10 protein-coding genes and 1 riboswitch are annotated in these 14,783 nt (G+C 45.0%); all 10 genes read left to right on the top strand.

What is annotated here, in order from left to right:
- The first annotated feature begins 96 nt into the window (after positions 1-96).
- A complete protein-coding gene (locus tag QOS46_RS07865) occupies positions 97-567 on the top strand; it encodes an SLOG family protein (protein ID WP_283608739.1) in 471 nt (156 codons plus the stop codon).
- A 182-nt stretch (positions 568-749) separates the two neighbouring features.
- Positions 750-956 (top strand): helix-turn-helix domain-containing protein, encoded by a 207-nt coding sequence (locus QOS46_RS07860; protein ID WP_283608738.1) that lies wholly within the window; start codon positions 750-752, stop codon positions 954-956.
- A gap of 92 nt (positions 957-1,048) precedes the next feature.
- A complete protein-coding gene (locus tag QOS46_RS07855) occupies positions 1,049-4,051 on the top strand; it encodes a type I restriction endonuclease subunit R (RefSeq protein WP_283608737.1) in 3,003 nt (1,000 codons plus the stop codon).
- Positions 4,044-5,291, top strand: coding sequence for a restriction endonuclease subunit S (locus QOS46_RS07850; protein ID WP_283608736.1), 1,248 nt, complete (start codon positions 4,044-4,046; stop codon positions 5,289-5,291). The genes QOS46_RS07855 and QOS46_RS07850 overlap by 8 nt, the downstream gene beginning before the upstream one ends.
- Positions 5,288-6,391 (top strand): AAA family ATPase, encoded by a 1,104-nt coding sequence (locus tag QOS46_RS07845; RefSeq protein ID WP_283608735.1) that lies wholly within the window; start codon positions 5,288-5,290, stop codon positions 6,389-6,391. The genes QOS46_RS07850 and QOS46_RS07845 overlap by 4 nt, the downstream gene beginning before the upstream one ends.
- An 11-nt stretch (positions 6,392-6,402) precedes the next feature.
- Complete coding sequence (locus QOS46_RS07840; RefSeq protein ID WP_283608734.1) at positions 6,403-8,148, top strand: type I restriction-modification system subunit M; 1,746 nt, start codon at positions 6,403-6,405, stop codon at positions 8,146-8,148.
- Positions 8,149-8,812: 664 nt separating this feature from the next.
- A riboswitch (ZMP/ZTP riboswitch) is annotated at positions 8,813-8,900 on the top strand.
- A gap of 84 nt (positions 8,901-8,984) precedes the next feature.
- Positions 8,985-11,216: a formate C-acetyltransferase gene (gene pflB, locus QOS46_RS07835; RefSeq protein WP_283608733.1), complete on the top strand. Its 2,232-nt coding sequence runs from the start codon at positions 8,985-8,987 to the stop codon at positions 11,214-11,216.
- Entirely contained in the window at positions 11,216-11,941 is a 726-nt protein-coding gene (pflA, locus tag QOS46_RS07830) for a pyruvate formate-lyase-activating protein (protein WP_283608732.1), read from the top strand. The genes pflB and pflA overlap by 1 nt, the downstream gene beginning before the upstream one ends.
- Before the next feature lie 459 nt (positions 11,942-12,400).
- Complete coding sequence (locus tag QOS46_RS07825; protein ID WP_283608731.1) at positions 12,401-13,429, top strand: LacI family DNA-binding transcriptional regulator; 1,029 nt, start codon at positions 12,401-12,403, stop codon at positions 13,427-13,429.
- 29 nt (positions 13,430-13,458) lie between these two features.
- The gene (locus QOS46_RS07820) at positions 13,459-14,385 is read left to right on the top strand and encodes a carbohydrate kinase family protein (protein ID WP_283608730.1); all 927 of its coding nucleotides are present in this window, start codon (positions 13,459-13,461) and stop codon (positions 14,383-14,385) included.
- Positions 14,386-14,783: the final 398 nt, after the last annotated feature.

The following is a 14,783-nucleotide window of genomic DNA, read 5'->3' as shown; positions in this document are numbered from 1 at the left end:
CAAATTATAAAGGACAAAGGGGTTGCTATATTTGGCAATACCAAATATAATAAGTTTATTTGGAGATACCAAATAAAAACGATGAGGATGGGGATTATGAGAGTGAATACTTGCTGCTTCACAGGACATCGCAAACTGCCACAAGACAAGATTGAAAAGATCGTGCTGAATCTCAATCGCGAAATAGAAAGCCTTATTGCTCAGGGCGTGACGGATTTCATCTCAGGCGATGCATTGGGTTTTGATCAGATTGCGGCCTCCTTGATTATTGCAAAGAAAGAAATGGGGCAAAAAATCCGCCTAATTTTCGCCCTGCCTTGTAAAAATCAAGATGAGCATTGGACTAACGAGCAAAAACGATTATATCATAACATCCTTGCAGAAGCAGATGAGGTCGTCTATGTTTCGGAAGAATACGCCAATGGTTGTATGAAAAAGCGGAATCGTTATATGGTGGATCATTCAGCTTATTGTGTTTGTTCGTTACTGCATCCGATGAGCGGTACCGATCAAACTGTGCAATATGCAAGACAGAAAAAGCTGATGGTTATAAATGTGGCGAAATAAGAGATATAAACATCATAAAATGAAGAAACTGCTATGGCATATGCTATAATATGCATTTACAGTAATATAAATTTGCCATTTGACATGTTACACGCAAATTTCAGCGATTGCTGATTTTGATATTGCAAACGCTGAAACGAAGAGTTATAATCATCGTAGTATATTCTAGCGAGGTGAGAGCAATGGCTGTAAGCTATAAGAAGCTATGGAAACTGTTAATAGATCGTGATATGAAGAAAAAAGATTTATGTCTAGCAGCTGGTATAAGCCATGCCTCAATTGCGAAACTTGGGAAAAATGAGAATGTCACTACAGATGTTCTTGTGAAAATATGTACCGCGTTGAAGTGTGATATTAGCGATATTGTGGAGATAGATGTTCAGCAGTAATTGCGCTAAGCGGGTAGATAAATAAAGCGTTTAGCTCGGTATTTAGTAGCAATGATTATGCACGGTGAGCGAAATCAAGAGGAGTTTTGAGAATGAAATCTGAACATCAAATAGAGATGGACTTTATACGTAAGCTTCAGGATTTAAAATACACATACCGCGAGGACATTAGAGATAGAGCCTCGCTCGAAGCCAATTTCAGAGATCATTTTGAAAGATTGAATCGTGTAAAGTTGAGCGATTCTGAATTTGCGCGCCTCAGAGAGACAATTATTACATCCGATGTATTCGCTGCGGCAAAAGCGTTGCGAGAAATAAACACTTTCAAGCGCGATGATGATACCCCCCTTCAATACACGCTCGTTAATATCAAGGATTGGTGCAAAAACGAGTATGAGGTCATAAATCAACTGCGCATTAACACAGAAAACAGCAATCATCGTTATGATGTAATAATACTTATAAATGGCATCCCCGTTGTTCAGGTAGAACTTAAAACGCTTCAAATTACGCCAAAAAGGGCAATGGAGCAAATTGTTGAATACAAAAATGACCCCGGGAATGGCTATACAAATTCGTTGCTTTGTTTTATGCAACTTTTTATTGTGAGCAATGAGACCAATACATATTATTTTGCGAATAATCCCAAAGAGCATTTTTCTTTTAATTCAGATGAGCGTTTTTTGCCAATTTATCAAATGGCAGACGATGACAACAACAAAATCACACATCTACATGATTTTGCCGATAAGTTTCTACCCAAATGCACCCTTGGGCAATTAATAAGCCGTTACATGGTGCTTGTTGTAAGCGAGCAGAGATTGATGATCATGCGCCCGTATCAGATCTATGCTGTCAAAGCCATTGTGGATTGCATCGACCAAAACCGTGGAAATGGGTACATCTGGCACACGACCGGAAGTGGAAAAACCCTAACCTCGTTTAAAGCATCGACACTTCTGAAAGATAATCCTGAAATCGAAAAGTGCTTATTCGTTGTTGACCGAAAAGACTTAGATAGGCAAACACGCTTGGAGTTTAATAAATTTCAAGAAGGCTGTGTTGAAGAGAACACCAATACGGAAAGCCTGGTGAAGCGCCTTACCTCCGATGACTACAAAGATAAGGTGATTGTTACAACCATCCAAAAGCTTGGCCTTGCTCTTGATGAAAACAGTAAACGTAATAAAGAAAAAAAGAGGAGGGGTGAACCGACTTACAAAGACCGTCTGGAGAAACTTGCAGGTAAACGCATCGTCATTATTTTTGACGAATGCCATCGTTCTCAGTTTGGTGATAATCATGAGGAAATAAAGAATTTCTTCCCGAATGCTCAGCTTTTCGGGTTTACTGGTACGCCCATATTTGAAGATAATGCCACCTATAAGAAAATAGATGGCACGGTTGGCTCATATATCACGACGAAGGATGTATTCCAAAAAGAGCTTCATGCCTACACGATTACGAATGCCATTGATGACCGGAATGTGCTTCGTTTCCACGTTGACTATTTCAAACCGGAAGACGTTAAAAAAGCGGCAAAAGCGCCTGCTGTTTTGAGTAAAAAAGCAATAGCTGAAGCGATAATTTCAAAACACGATGCCGCCACCAATGGCAGACGTTATAACGCTATTTTTGCGACTGCATCTATTAACGATGCAATTGAATATTTTGAACTCTTTAAGTCGTTGCAGGATGAACTCAGTAAAGGCGAGGATTATGTGCCTTTGAATATCGCTTGCGTGTTTTCTCCGCCAGCCGAGGGCAATAAAGATGTCAAGCAATTACAAGAAGATTTACAGCAGGAAAAAATCGATAACGAAAAAGAACCGGAGAAGAAAAAGGCAGCCCTTAAAAGCATCATGGATAGTTATAATAAGCAGTACGGCACAAACCACAACATTAACGAGTTCGATTTGTACTATCAGGATGTACAGCAACGCATCAAAGACCAAAAATATCCCAACTCAGACTATCCTCACAAAAACAAAATTGACATAACCATTGTTGTGGATATGCTTCTAACCGGGTTCGATTCAAAATACCTGAACACCCTATATGTCGATAAGAACTTGAAGCAGCATGGATTAATCCAAGCATTTTCAAGGACGAACCGAATCCTGAACGATACAAAGCCTTATGGAAATATTCTTGATTTTAGGGGGCAGGAAAACGAAGTAAATGAAGCGATTGCTTTGTTCTCTGGGAAGGCCAACAGTAGCCGAGCAAAAGAAATCTGGCTTGTTGACCCCGCTCCTGTTGTGGTTGATAAACTGGACAAGGCGGTTTCTGAACTTGAAAAGTTTATGGAATCACAGGGCTTGGAGTGTAAACCTGAACAGGTGAGCAATCTGAAAGGCGATGCTGCGCGAGGTGAATTTATCAATAAATTTAAAGAAGTGCAGCGCCTCAAAACCCAGCTCGACCAATATACTGATATCAAAGAAGAGCAAGTGGCAAAGATTGAAGAGCTCTTGCCAGAGGACACTCTGCGTGCTTTCCGTGGTGTCTATATAGAGACCGCCCAGCAGTTAAAAGCACAGCAGGGCAAGGATATTGAGAACAAAGACCCTGCTATTGAACAGCTCGATTTCGAGTTCGTTCTGTTTTCCTCTGCCATCATTGATTATGACTATATCATCTCATTGATTTCAAAATACACACAGCCTGATGTGCCTAAAAAAGAGAAAATGAGTCGCGAACAACTCATCGGCCTACTCAGCTCAAATTCGAATATGATGGATGAGCGTGATGATATCATAGAATATATCAAAACGCTGGAGACCGGAAAAGGCTTAGATGAGAAGGCGATAAGAGAAGGCTATAGGATATTCAAGGACGAAAAGGCGGCAAAGGAAATGGCGGCGATCGCAGAAAAGCATGGTTTGCAGCCTGCATCGCTACAAACCTTTGTGGATGAAATTATGGATCGCATGATTTTTGATGGCGAAAAGCTGAGTGATTTATTGGTTCCGTTGAATCTTGCATGGAGAGACAGGGCAAAGAAGGAAATTGTGCTAATGGACGATTTAATTCCATTGCTGAAAAAACTTGCGGGCGGGCGTGAGATTGCGGGGTTGAAGGCTTATGAGTAAAAATGAGAAAACAGCTTTGATGCCGAGACTGCGGTTCCCGGAGTTTGTATCGGCAGATGAGTGGCAAGAATACACACTTGATGAAATAGCTGACAGAATTACTGAAAAGGTCGGTGATAGGCAGCTTACCACCTTGAGCATTTCGGCGGGAGCAGGTTTCATTTCGCAAGCAGAAAAGTTTAGCCGCGATATTTCAGGCAAACAATATAAAAATTACATTTTGTTGAGAAAAGGAGATTTTTCTTTCAACAAAGGCAATTCAAAGAAGTATCCTCAAGGTTGTATATATGAACTCAATGAGTATGACGAAGCCGCTGTGCCAAATGCTTTTATCAGCTTTCGTTTTAATAAAAACTATGTATCAGATTTTTACAAGGGATATTTTGAAAGTAATTTCCACGGCAAGCAATTGATGAAGTTCATAACAAGTGGCGCCAGAATGGATGGACTTTTAAACATTAACCCAACAGATTTTTTTAGCATCGTTCTGCCCACTCCAAAAGATAGGGCGGAACAACAAAAAATCGCTGATTGCCTTTCTTCTCTCGACGACCTTATCGCCGCAGAAGACAAAAAGCTTGAGGCACTCAAGGCGCACAAAAAAGGCCTTATGCAGAAGCTGTTTCCCACTGAAGGAAAAGCTGTGCCTGAAATTCGATTTGCGGGCTATACTGGCAATTGGGAACAGCGGAAGTATTCTGATTTAATCAATTTAGTGTCAGGCCAAGATTTTGAACCATCGGATTATAATGAATTAGGAATAGGTACGCCTTATATGACTGGTGCAAGTTGCATAGTCAAAGGTGAAACGATTGTGAACCGTTGGACAGAAAAGCCTAAATGTGTTGCTTATCAAGGTGATGTTTTGCTTGTGTGCAAGGGTTCTGGATATGGAACTCTTGCCAGATTAGCCCAAAAGCGCGCTCATATTGCAAGGCAATTTATGGCTTTGCAAAACCTCACCGCTCTTGATAAAAAATTCAATTATTATCTTGCAACTTCAGTAGTCGAAAACATTAAAAAGGACGCAAGAGGACTTATTGTAGGCATTGCACGTGACTCAGTTCTTCAACAGGATGTAATGATACCATCGCTAGCGGAACAAACCGCCATCGGCACTTTCCTCTGTAATCTCGACGAGGTTATAGCCGTACAAGCAGATAAAATCGAAGCTCTCAGACTACACAAAAAAGGTTTAATGCAAGGCCTATTCCCCTCTGTTGAGGAGGTGGATGAATGAGCAGCAAAACTTTTCCAAGCCTAAAAAAGCTTGCTCAGAATATGCGCGATATACTTGGCGATAAAAAATGCTACCTTCTTTTCGCCTATAATGGAACCGGAAAAACAAGACTCTCTTGCGCGTTTAAGGATATCGGCAAGAAGTCGATTCGTGGAACTGATGAAAAGACGGCGGACACGCTTTATTATAATGCGTTTACCGAAGACCTTTTCACTTGGAACAATGACCTTGATGGTGACACAGATAGACGGCTGCTGTTTAACAAGGATTCTCGTTTTTTCAGAGGGCTGGACGGCTTTGCAATTGATACCCGTATTCGTCCACTTCTGGATAGATATGCGGATTTTTACTTCGAATTATTTTTCGACGAGGGGTATATTGCTTTTTCGCGGGATGTTAAGAAGAGGGACTCCGTAGTTACGGAAAATCGAATTAAAGTTTCTCGCGGGGAGGAAAACATTTTTATCTGGTGCTTCTTTCTCGCCGTGGCTCAACTGGCGATTGATGGAGAGACTGCTTATGACTGGGTCAAATATATCTATATAGACGATCCAATTTCATCATTAGACGATAATAACGCTGTAGCTGTTGCTTGCCATCTTGCGCAATTGATTAAGAGTAGCGATATGAAAGTAGTTGTTTCTACGCACCATGCATTGTTTTTCAATGTAATGTATAACGAGCTAAAACGCGACAACACGGTAAAGCGGTTTGTTAGTAAAAAAGGTGATACTGGTAGATACATCGTTCGCGATACTGGAGATACTCCCTTTTTTCATCATGTCGAATTGTTGAAACAATTGAAAGAGGTTGCAGACTCCGGAAGGCTCTATACCTATCATTTTAATATTCTCCGAAATATACTTGAAAAGACAGCCTCATTCCACGGGTTTGACAAATTTTCTGCTTGCATCAAGCAAGACGAGACAGATGTAGATGGTATAGTTCATCTGCGAATGACAAACCTGTTAAGTCATGGGGCATATTCAATATTCGAACCCGTTGAAATGGTTGAGGACAACAAGAGAATTTTCAAAGAAATTCTGGATGGATTTTTAGAAACTTACAAATTCAACACCGAATTGTTTGGTGATGAATAGGAGGCGCAAGAATGAATGATACACAGCAAAAACAATTAGGCGCAACCCTATGGGCAATAGCCGACAAACTGCGCGGGGCGATGAACCCTGATGATTTCCGCGACTATATGTTGTCGTTCCTCTTCCTGCGCTACCTTTCCGACAACTACGAGGATGCCGCAAAGAAAGAACTTGGCGGCGATTATTTGCAATGTGAAGAGTATGTTAACGCCCTCAAATCAGAAAAGGAAAACAAGCATGCTACTGCTGTAAATTTCTCTGACTTTTTTAGCATGGAGCGGCTAGAAGAACGTGCAAAGGAAATACTTGCTGGAGATAATGGCCATGCTCCAGAGACAACAGCTTTGACACCGCTGTTGGTTTGGTACGCCAAAAACCCTGACGATGTGGCTATGCTTGAAAAACAAATGCGCCGCAAGCTTCATTATGTGATTAAGCCTCATTATCTTTGGAGCAACATTTGCGAATTAGCACGCACACAGAGTGATGACCTTTTAAAGACTTTACAAGCTGGTTTTAAGTTTATTGAAAACGAGTCCTTTGACAGTGCGTTTCAGGGTCTATTTTCTGAGGTTAATCTCGACTCTGAGAAACTGGGAAAGAATTATCCGGCGCGAAATTCCATGCTGTGTACAATTATAACTGAAATTGCTGAGGGCCTTTCTAAATTCACCGACGAAACTGATCTCTTGGGAAATGCTTATGAATACTTGATTGGTCAATTTGCAGCAGGTTCAGGAAAAAAAGCCGGAGAGTTTTATACTCCACAACAGGTATCGACCATTCTTTCTCGCATTGTCATCCTTGACAGTCATAACCCTAGTTCAGGCAAACGGGCGAGAATTAACAACTTACTAGACTTTGCCTGTGGTTCAGCTTCCTTGCTAATAAATGTAAAAGAACATCTTGATCCAAATAGCATTAGCCAGATATATGGACAAGAAAAAAATGTCACAACGTATAACCTTGCACGTATGAATATGCTTCTTCATGGATTTAAGAGTACAGCGTTTCAAATCTTTCACGGAGATTCGTTGACAAATGACTGGGATATCTTGAACGAGATGAATCCAGCCAAAAAATTGGAATGCGATGCAGTCGTTGCAAATCCACCGTTCAGCTACCGCTGGGAACCAACCGAAGAGATGTCCGAAGATTTCCGCTTTAAAAGCTACGGCCTTGCTCCGAAATCTGCGGCTGACTTTGCTTTTCTGTTACATGGATTTCACTTTTTAAGTGATAACGGCACGATGGCAATCATTTTGCCCCATGGCGTTTTGTTCCGTGGCGGTGCAGAAGAGAAAATTAGAAAGAAACTACTCACGGATGGAAACATCGACACGATTATCGGATTGCCTTCAAACCTCTTTTTCTCAACGGGCATCCCGGTTTGCATTCTTGTCTTGAAAAAGTGCAAGAGACCGGACGATGTGTTGTTTATTAATGCGAGTGAGTATTTCGAAAAAGGGAAACGACAAAATGTCTTATTGCCTGAACACATCGACAGAATCGTAGAGACCTATCAGTTCCGCAAAGAAGACGATAAAAAATATTCGCGCCGTGTGTCAATGGAAGAGATTGAAAAGAACGGCTTCAATCTAAACATATCAAGATATGTGAGTACTGCTGAGAAAGAAGTGATTATTGATCTTGCAACAGTAAAAAAGAATCTTGATGAAACTGAAGAAGCTATAAAAAAAGCAAAGGCAAAGCACAATCAGTTCCTGAAGGAACTTGGTTTGCCAGAGCTTCCTTGAATCCGCAGAGGTTGAAAGTTTTTGATTTGGAGATACATGGGGAATCCTTGCACTATGAATAATACAGGCAAGATCGTTCAGATTGTACCCCAAGAGAGCAAGTATAAGCATTCACAATAGCATCCGCCCAACCCGCAAGCCCCTTGCAAGAGCACAGTGAATGCGACCTGCGATAGACACACCCTGATAGATTTTTGATAGCAAAAGTTCGGCAACCCGTTAGGATAAAGATAGCTGAAGCTATATCGTATCAAATGGAATCAAAATATCTAAACAGAAAAGTTTAGAAACGAGATTAACTCGGCGAGTGGGAATAAAAAACACAAAGCCACAAATCCAGCAGCAATGCGGGTTTGTGGCTTTTTATTGTTGCGTATGGTTCTAAAATGCTTCTATTTAGTGTTTAGCGAACGAAGAGGGAGAATGTTCGAAGGTATGGCTTAATTACAACACAATAAAGGGGATGATATGATTAGATCCCAATATTCTTATCTCTGAAAGGACGTACTAGCTGTTACTTGGTAACTGCTTGCCAGCAGTACGGTTGATTGTAATAAAACACAAAATTCAGAAGCTGCTATTGCACATTTTTGTGGGTAAGAAAAAATGTGATTTACCTGTTGACAGATGCTCCCCGCATCTTCTATAATGAAAACACAATTAAACAGGCTTTTATGACTGACGGGTAATGTGGAGATCAAACCACAGGGGAATAAAAGCTGTATCTTCAGCCGACCGTCTGGGCAGCATTTTGGTTTTTACCAAGTGCCGCCCTTTTTTGTTTTGAAAATGGCGGTACAGGGAAAGCCGAATGCCTTGAAACAAAAGGAGAGCTTATGAAGGCACAGGCATGGAACGAGTTTCACGGCGGAAACTGGGAAACGGAGATCGACGTTCGGAATTTTATTCAGACGAACTATACGCCGTATGAGGGCGGTGCGGAGTTCCTGACCCCGGCAACGGAGAGAACAAACGCGTTGATGAAAAAGCTGAATCACCTGCTGGAGATGGAGCAGGAATTCGGCGGCGTTCTCGACATCGATACGCGAACCGTTACCTCATTGACCAGCTATAATCCCGGCTATCTGGACAAGGATCAGGAAATCATTGTGGGTTTGCAGACTGATCGCCCGCTGCGGCGTGGTGTGAACCCTTTCGGCGGGCTGAACATGACGCGCAAGGCGTGTGAAGCTTACGGGTATCAGCTTTCTCCGGAGGTGGAGAAGGAGTTTCAGTACCGAACCACCCATAATGAAGGTGTTTTTCGCGCCTATACCGATGAGATTCGTGCGGCCCGGCACTGCGGCATCATCACCGGCCTGCCGGACGCGTACGGAAGAGGGCGCATTATCGGCGATTATCGCAGAGTCGCGCTCTACGGGGTGGACCGGCTGATTGAGGAAAAGAAAAAGGACAAGGCGAAAATCGGCGAGGGTGTTATGGATGCGGATCATATCCGCCAGCTGGAGGAGCTGTATCAGCAGATCACATTTTTGGGGTACCTGAAGGACATGGCCGCTCTGTATGGCTTTGATCTTTCAAGGCCCGCAGAAAATGCCAAAGAAGCGGTGCAATGGCTGTATTTCGGCTACCTCGGCTCGATCAAGGAGCAGAACGGCGCGGCGATGAGCCTCGGCCGCGTCAGCACATTCCTTGACATTTACTTTGAACGCGACCTGAAAAACGGCCTTATCACGGAGCAGCAGGCGCAGGAAATTTTCGATGATTTTGTGATGAAGCTTCGTATGGCGCGCCACCTGCGCACACCGGAGTACAACGAGCTGTTTGCGGGCGACCCGATGTGGATTACGGAATCGGTCGGCGGCATGGGGGAGGACGGCCGAACTCTGGTAACCAAAAGCTCCTTCCGCATGCTTCATACGCTGTATAATCTGGGTGCGTCGGCGGAACCCAACCTCACCGTTTTGTGGTCTGACCATCTGCCGGAGGACTTCAAGCGCTTTGCCGCGAAGGCTTCCTGTGAAACGGATGCCATTCAGTATGAGAACGACGACATTATGCGCCCTAAATTCGGCGATGATTATGGAATTGCCTGCTGTGTTTCGGCGATGCGCCTGGGGAAGGACATGCAGTTCTTCGGCGCGCGGGCAAACCTGGCAAAGCTCCTGCTCATGAGCCTGAACGGCGGCCGAGATGAGAAGAGCGGGAAGCAGATCGCCCCGGCCAAAACTCCCTATGAGGGAGAGTACCTCGATTACAAAACGGTTCTGGATGGCATGGCCTTTTACCGCGACTGGCTGGCGAAAACCTATGTGAGTGCAATGAATATCATCCATTATATGCACGACAAATATGCCTATGAAAAAACGCAGATGGCGCTGCATGACACCGATGTACACCGCTTTATGGCGTTTGGAATTGCGGGGCTTTCCGTTTTGGCCGATTCGCTTTCCGCTACCAAGTACGCAAAGGTCAGGTGCATTCGCGACGAGAGCGGGCTGATCACAGGCTTTGAAACAGTCGGTGAATATCCGGCTTACGGCAATGATGACGACCGCGTCGATTCCATCGCGCAGGAGCAGGTCAGGCTGTTCTTTGAGGCACTTCAGAAGAATCCGACCTACCGCAACGCCGAGCACACGCTCTCTATTCTGACCATTACCTCCAACGTGGTTTACGGCAAAAAGACCGGGGCAACGCCCGATGGGAGAAAGGCCGGCGAGCCGTTTGCTCCTGGCGCAAACCCCATGCATAACCGCGAGAAAAACGGCGCGCTCGCATCCCTGAATTCTGTCGCAAAGCTCTCTTATGATGTCTGCAAGGACGGAATCTCCAACACTTTCTCAATCATCCCGCAGGCACTGGGGCATAGCGACGAGGAGCGCCACGCGAATCTGGTTTCCATTTTGAATGGCTACTTTCTGCAAAAGGCACACCACATCAATGTCAATGTGTTAAATAGAGAAACCCTGATGGAAGCCTATGAGCATCCGGAGCGCTATCCCAATCTCACCATCCGCGTATCTGGCTATGCCGTGAATTTTCACAAGCTCTCAAAGGAACAGCAGCGCGAAGTGATTTCGCGTACCTTCCACGAGGTAATGTAATGAAGGGTCGGGTTCATTCCTTTCAAAGTCTGGGCGCGGTAGACGGCCCCGGGCTCCGCTTTGTCATTTTTCTGCAGGGGTGTACTTTGCGCTGTGCTTATTGCCACAACCCCGATACTTGGAGCCTGACCAGCGGCACGGAGTACACCGTTGATGAGGTGGTAGAGAAGGTTCTGCGTTACAAATCTTATTTTGCCACGTCCGGCGGAGTGACTGTTTCAGGCGGAGAACCGTTGCTGCAATGGGGATTTGTTTCTGACTTGTTTCGCCGCCTCCACCGCGAGGGAATTCATACTGCGCTGGATACCGCCGGGATCGGTGACCCTGAGGGGGCCCGTTCTGTGCTGCTCCACACCGATTTGGTTCTCTGTGACCTTAAATTTTCCAATGAAGCGGATTACCTTCACTATGCCCGGGGAAATATGGATCAGGTGCTGCGCTTTTTAAAGCAGACGGAAGAGCTTGGGGTGCCATTGTGGATTCGGCATGTCGTGGTTCCGGAACTTACCGACAGCGAGGAACATATTCTGAAAACAGCAGAATTGGCTGCCCGGTACACAAATCTTCAGAGGCTTGAGCTGCTGCCGTTTCGCAAATACTGCATCAGCAAATACGAGGCCATGAAGCTTGAATTTCCGCTTCGAAATTTTGAGGAATGTACGGACGCGAAAATACAGGAGCTGTACCGAAGCATTGAGGCGGGCGTTCCAACGGTTTTCCCATAAAACGAAATCCTATATACAATGAATTCCCGGAAGGCGTTCTGATCGCCTTCCGGGAATTTGTTGTTTTGTTCAAAAACCAAACGCTAACATGGGCACCTTGGGCCGCATCCGGAAGTTCTTATCAACATCGTTTTAAAAATACCAGGGCTTCATGGCCCAAGCGCTTTTTTGCCACATGGAAAATAGAATCCCGATGAAAGCTGGGATAGGATCGGGTGTGGGTGCTGCCATGTTCGGAATCAATATTGGCGGAAACACCGGTATTTTGTTGAAAAATAGGAAAAATTGTTATATGATAATAATGATTTGTCATGAGGAAAAATCCTGAAAGGGTTGATCAATCAGAAGCGGCGATTCAAAGAATCGAATTTAAACGGTTGACAGGCTGATCTGTTGCATATTGCAGGTCTGGCAGCTCAAGAATACAGGGTTTTACCAAAGAAGGATTTGAGGGTCAATATGGCAGGGATTAAAGATGTGGCCAAAAAGGCAGAGGTATCGGTAACAACGGTTTCCCGCGTGCTGAATAAGCGTGGATATATATCGGAGGAAATGTACCAAAGGGTGTATCAGGCTATTGATGAGCTGAATTATTGTCCGAATCAGATTGCGCGGAATCTATATCTAAAGCGAACGTTTATGGTTGGACTGCTCATACCGGATATCAGCCATCCTTTTTTTGCGCGCCTCACGAAGCATATTGAGATGGATCTGAATCATTGCGGCTACAAAATGATCTTGTGCAACACAATTGAGAAAGCAAGCAAAGAAAAGGAATACATGGCAATGCTGCGCCAGAATAAGGCGGACGGCATCATTGTGGGCAGCCATGCGCTGGACGTTTCAGATTATTTGAAAGCGACGCTCCCGATGGTTTCCATCGACAGGAAGCTGGGGGATCGGATTCCAAATGTTTCTTCGAATCACCAAATGGGCGGTGAGCTGGCCGCACGAAAGCTGATGGAAAACGGCTGTAAAAATGTGGTGCAGGTTATGGGGGACCGCCGTATGAAGACTGCCTTGCTGGAACGGCACACGGCATTTCAGAAAATGCTGAAAAAGAATGGCGTTCGGTGTTCCACAATTGAACTAAAAAAAACGGAGTTTTGTTTTGGAAAATACAGTAAGGCCATTCAAGAAGTGCTTTCCAGTAATTCCAATATAGACGGTGTTTTTGCGGTAGATTCCATTGCGGCCAGAATTCTGCAGACGGCACAACTGTACGGTATCCGCGTGCCGGAGGACCTGAAGATCGTTGGCTATGGCGGCTCGGAGCTTGCGGGGCTTACCTATCCAAGGCTGACAACGGTTTGTCAGGACTGTTCCGCGCTTTCGCATTCGATTGTAAACGCTCTGGTTCTTCAGATTGAGCATAAAGAAGTGGGGAAAATCGATCACGTTCACGATGTCACCTTATTGGAAGGTGGGACAACGGTGCCCATAACGAAATGCGAATGGAAAGAGCAAGCCGGTTTTAAAGTGGATTGACTATAACAGAGACAGGACGGCAAAACATTATGATACATTCCAACTCTCAAAAGCGCGGACACAGCCGGGTGCTGTTGTTTGGAGAGGTGTTGTTTGACAGATTCCCAAACGGTACCTTTATTGGCGGCGGGCCGGCAAACTCCGCTGCCCATTTGGCAAGGCTGGGGGCCGGCAGCTCTTTGCTGTCTTGCGTCGGTCAGGATGAGCTGGGGGACAACGCCATTTCTCTGCTTCATGGCTTTGGCGTGAATACTGCTCTGATCGGTCGGAGCAACCGGCCAACAGGCCAGGTGCAGGTAGCTGTGGACGGCAGCGGCATCCCCAGCTATCACATTATGGAAAACGTAGCTTATGATCATATTGCTCTTTCCCCGCAGGAGCTGTTGCACATTGGGCAAGGTGGCTATGATGCTCTCTTTTTCGGTACCATGGCTCAGCGCTCGCCCGGGAGCCGCAGTACGCTTCATCAGTTGATTGAAAGCGTGCCGTTCTCCGTTCGCTTTCTCGATATTAACCTGCGCGACGGCTTTTATACAGAGGAGATTCTCCTCTATTCGCTCAGCCATTGCACGATTTTAAAGCTGAATGACGAGGAACTGGCGGTGCTTCGGCAAATGCTCAATTTAGGGGAGGACCCTGTTTCCCGGTTGTTTGCTCACTACCCGGAGCTGCAAATCTGCCTGGTTACCAAAGGGGCGCAGGGGGTATTGGCGTATACACGCGAGATCCGGCTCGATGTTCCCGGCCAGCGGGTACAGGTTGCGGATACCGTCGGCGCTGGGGATGCATTTTCCGCCGCGTTTCTGTACGTGTATTTACATACGGGGAACATGGTATCCGCGGTAAAGGCCGGGAACCATCTTGGCGCCTATGTCGCTTCTCATAGCGGCGCTGTCCCGGGGTATGAGGCCGGTCTTACCGAGAGAATCGCCTCGTTGGCGGAAAGCCGAACGTAATTCCTTTCCCGGTTTGCAGAGCTTCAACGGGAAGAAAGAGCAGCGGCCACAGGTTATACTGTGGCCGCTGCTCTTTTATGATTAGAGGAATATACTCGTAAGCTGTTTCATGGCGGCAAGATCGACGCCGCTGCTGTCGGGGTGAACATGCTCTCTTAACGCGGCAATCTGCGGTTTGTTGTTCCGCAGAGAATTTGAACTATGTTTATGTCGTAACACTTTTTCATAACCGTCCTAACAAGAAGAGAGGCTTTCGATCAAACGAAGGCCTCTTTTTTTGCATATAAAATTAACTTTAAGTATAATATAAATTACAATATCCATTTTGTATTTAAGCGTTTGCCCGAATCTACTGGATATTGTAGGAAAAAAGAAAAAAGCACTCGCAATTGCGAATG

This window comes from Faecalispora anaeroviscerum, assembly GCF_947568225.1.
In the GTDB taxonomy this organism is placed as follows: domain Bacteria; phylum Bacillota; class Clostridia; order Oscillospirales; family Acutalibacteraceae; genus Faecalispora; species Faecalispora anaeroviscerum.
Note: the sequence above shows the minus strand (reverse complement) of the source record. Positions and strands in the feature narration are given on the sequence as shown.

What these genes read in the sequence shown, in the direction of transcription:
- QOS46_RS07865 (WP_283608739.1), top strand. Translation starts at nt 97, where the DNA reads ATGAGAGTGAATACTTGCTGCTTCACAGGACATCGCAAACTGCCACAA.
- QOS46_RS07860 (WP_283608738.1), top strand. Translation starts at nt 750, where the DNA reads ATGGCTGTAAGCTATAAGAAGCTATGGAAACTGTTAATAGATCGTGAT.
- QOS46_RS07855 (WP_283608737.1), top strand. Translation starts at nt 1,049, where the DNA reads ATGAAATCTGAACATCAAATAGAGATGGACTTTATACGTAAGCTTCAG.
- QOS46_RS07850 (WP_283608736.1), top strand. Translation starts at nt 4,044, where the DNA reads ATGAGTAAAAATGAGAAAACAGCTTTGATGCCGAGACTGCGGTTCCCG.
- QOS46_RS07845 (WP_283608735.1), top strand. Translation starts at nt 5,288, where the DNA reads ATGAGCAGCAAAACTTTTCCAAGCCTAAAAAAGCTTGCTCAGAATATG.
- QOS46_RS07840 (WP_283608734.1), top strand. Translation starts at nt 6,403, where the DNA reads ATGAATGATACACAGCAAAAACAATTAGGCGCAACCCTATGGGCAATA.
- pflB (WP_283608733.1), top strand. Translation starts at nt 8,985, where the DNA reads ATGAAGGCACAGGCATGGAACGAGTTTCACGGCGGAAACTGGGAAACG.
- pflA (WP_283608732.1), top strand. Translation starts at nt 11,216, where the DNA reads ATGAAGGGTCGGGTTCATTCCTTTCAAAGTCTGGGCGCGGTAGACGGC.
- QOS46_RS07825 (WP_283608731.1), top strand. Translation starts at nt 12,401, where the DNA reads ATGGCAGGGATTAAAGATGTGGCCAAAAAGGCAGAGGTATCGGTAACA.
- QOS46_RS07820 (WP_283608730.1), top strand. Translation starts at nt 13,459, where the DNA reads ATGATACATTCCAACTCTCAAAAGCGCGGACACAGCCGGGTGCTGTTG.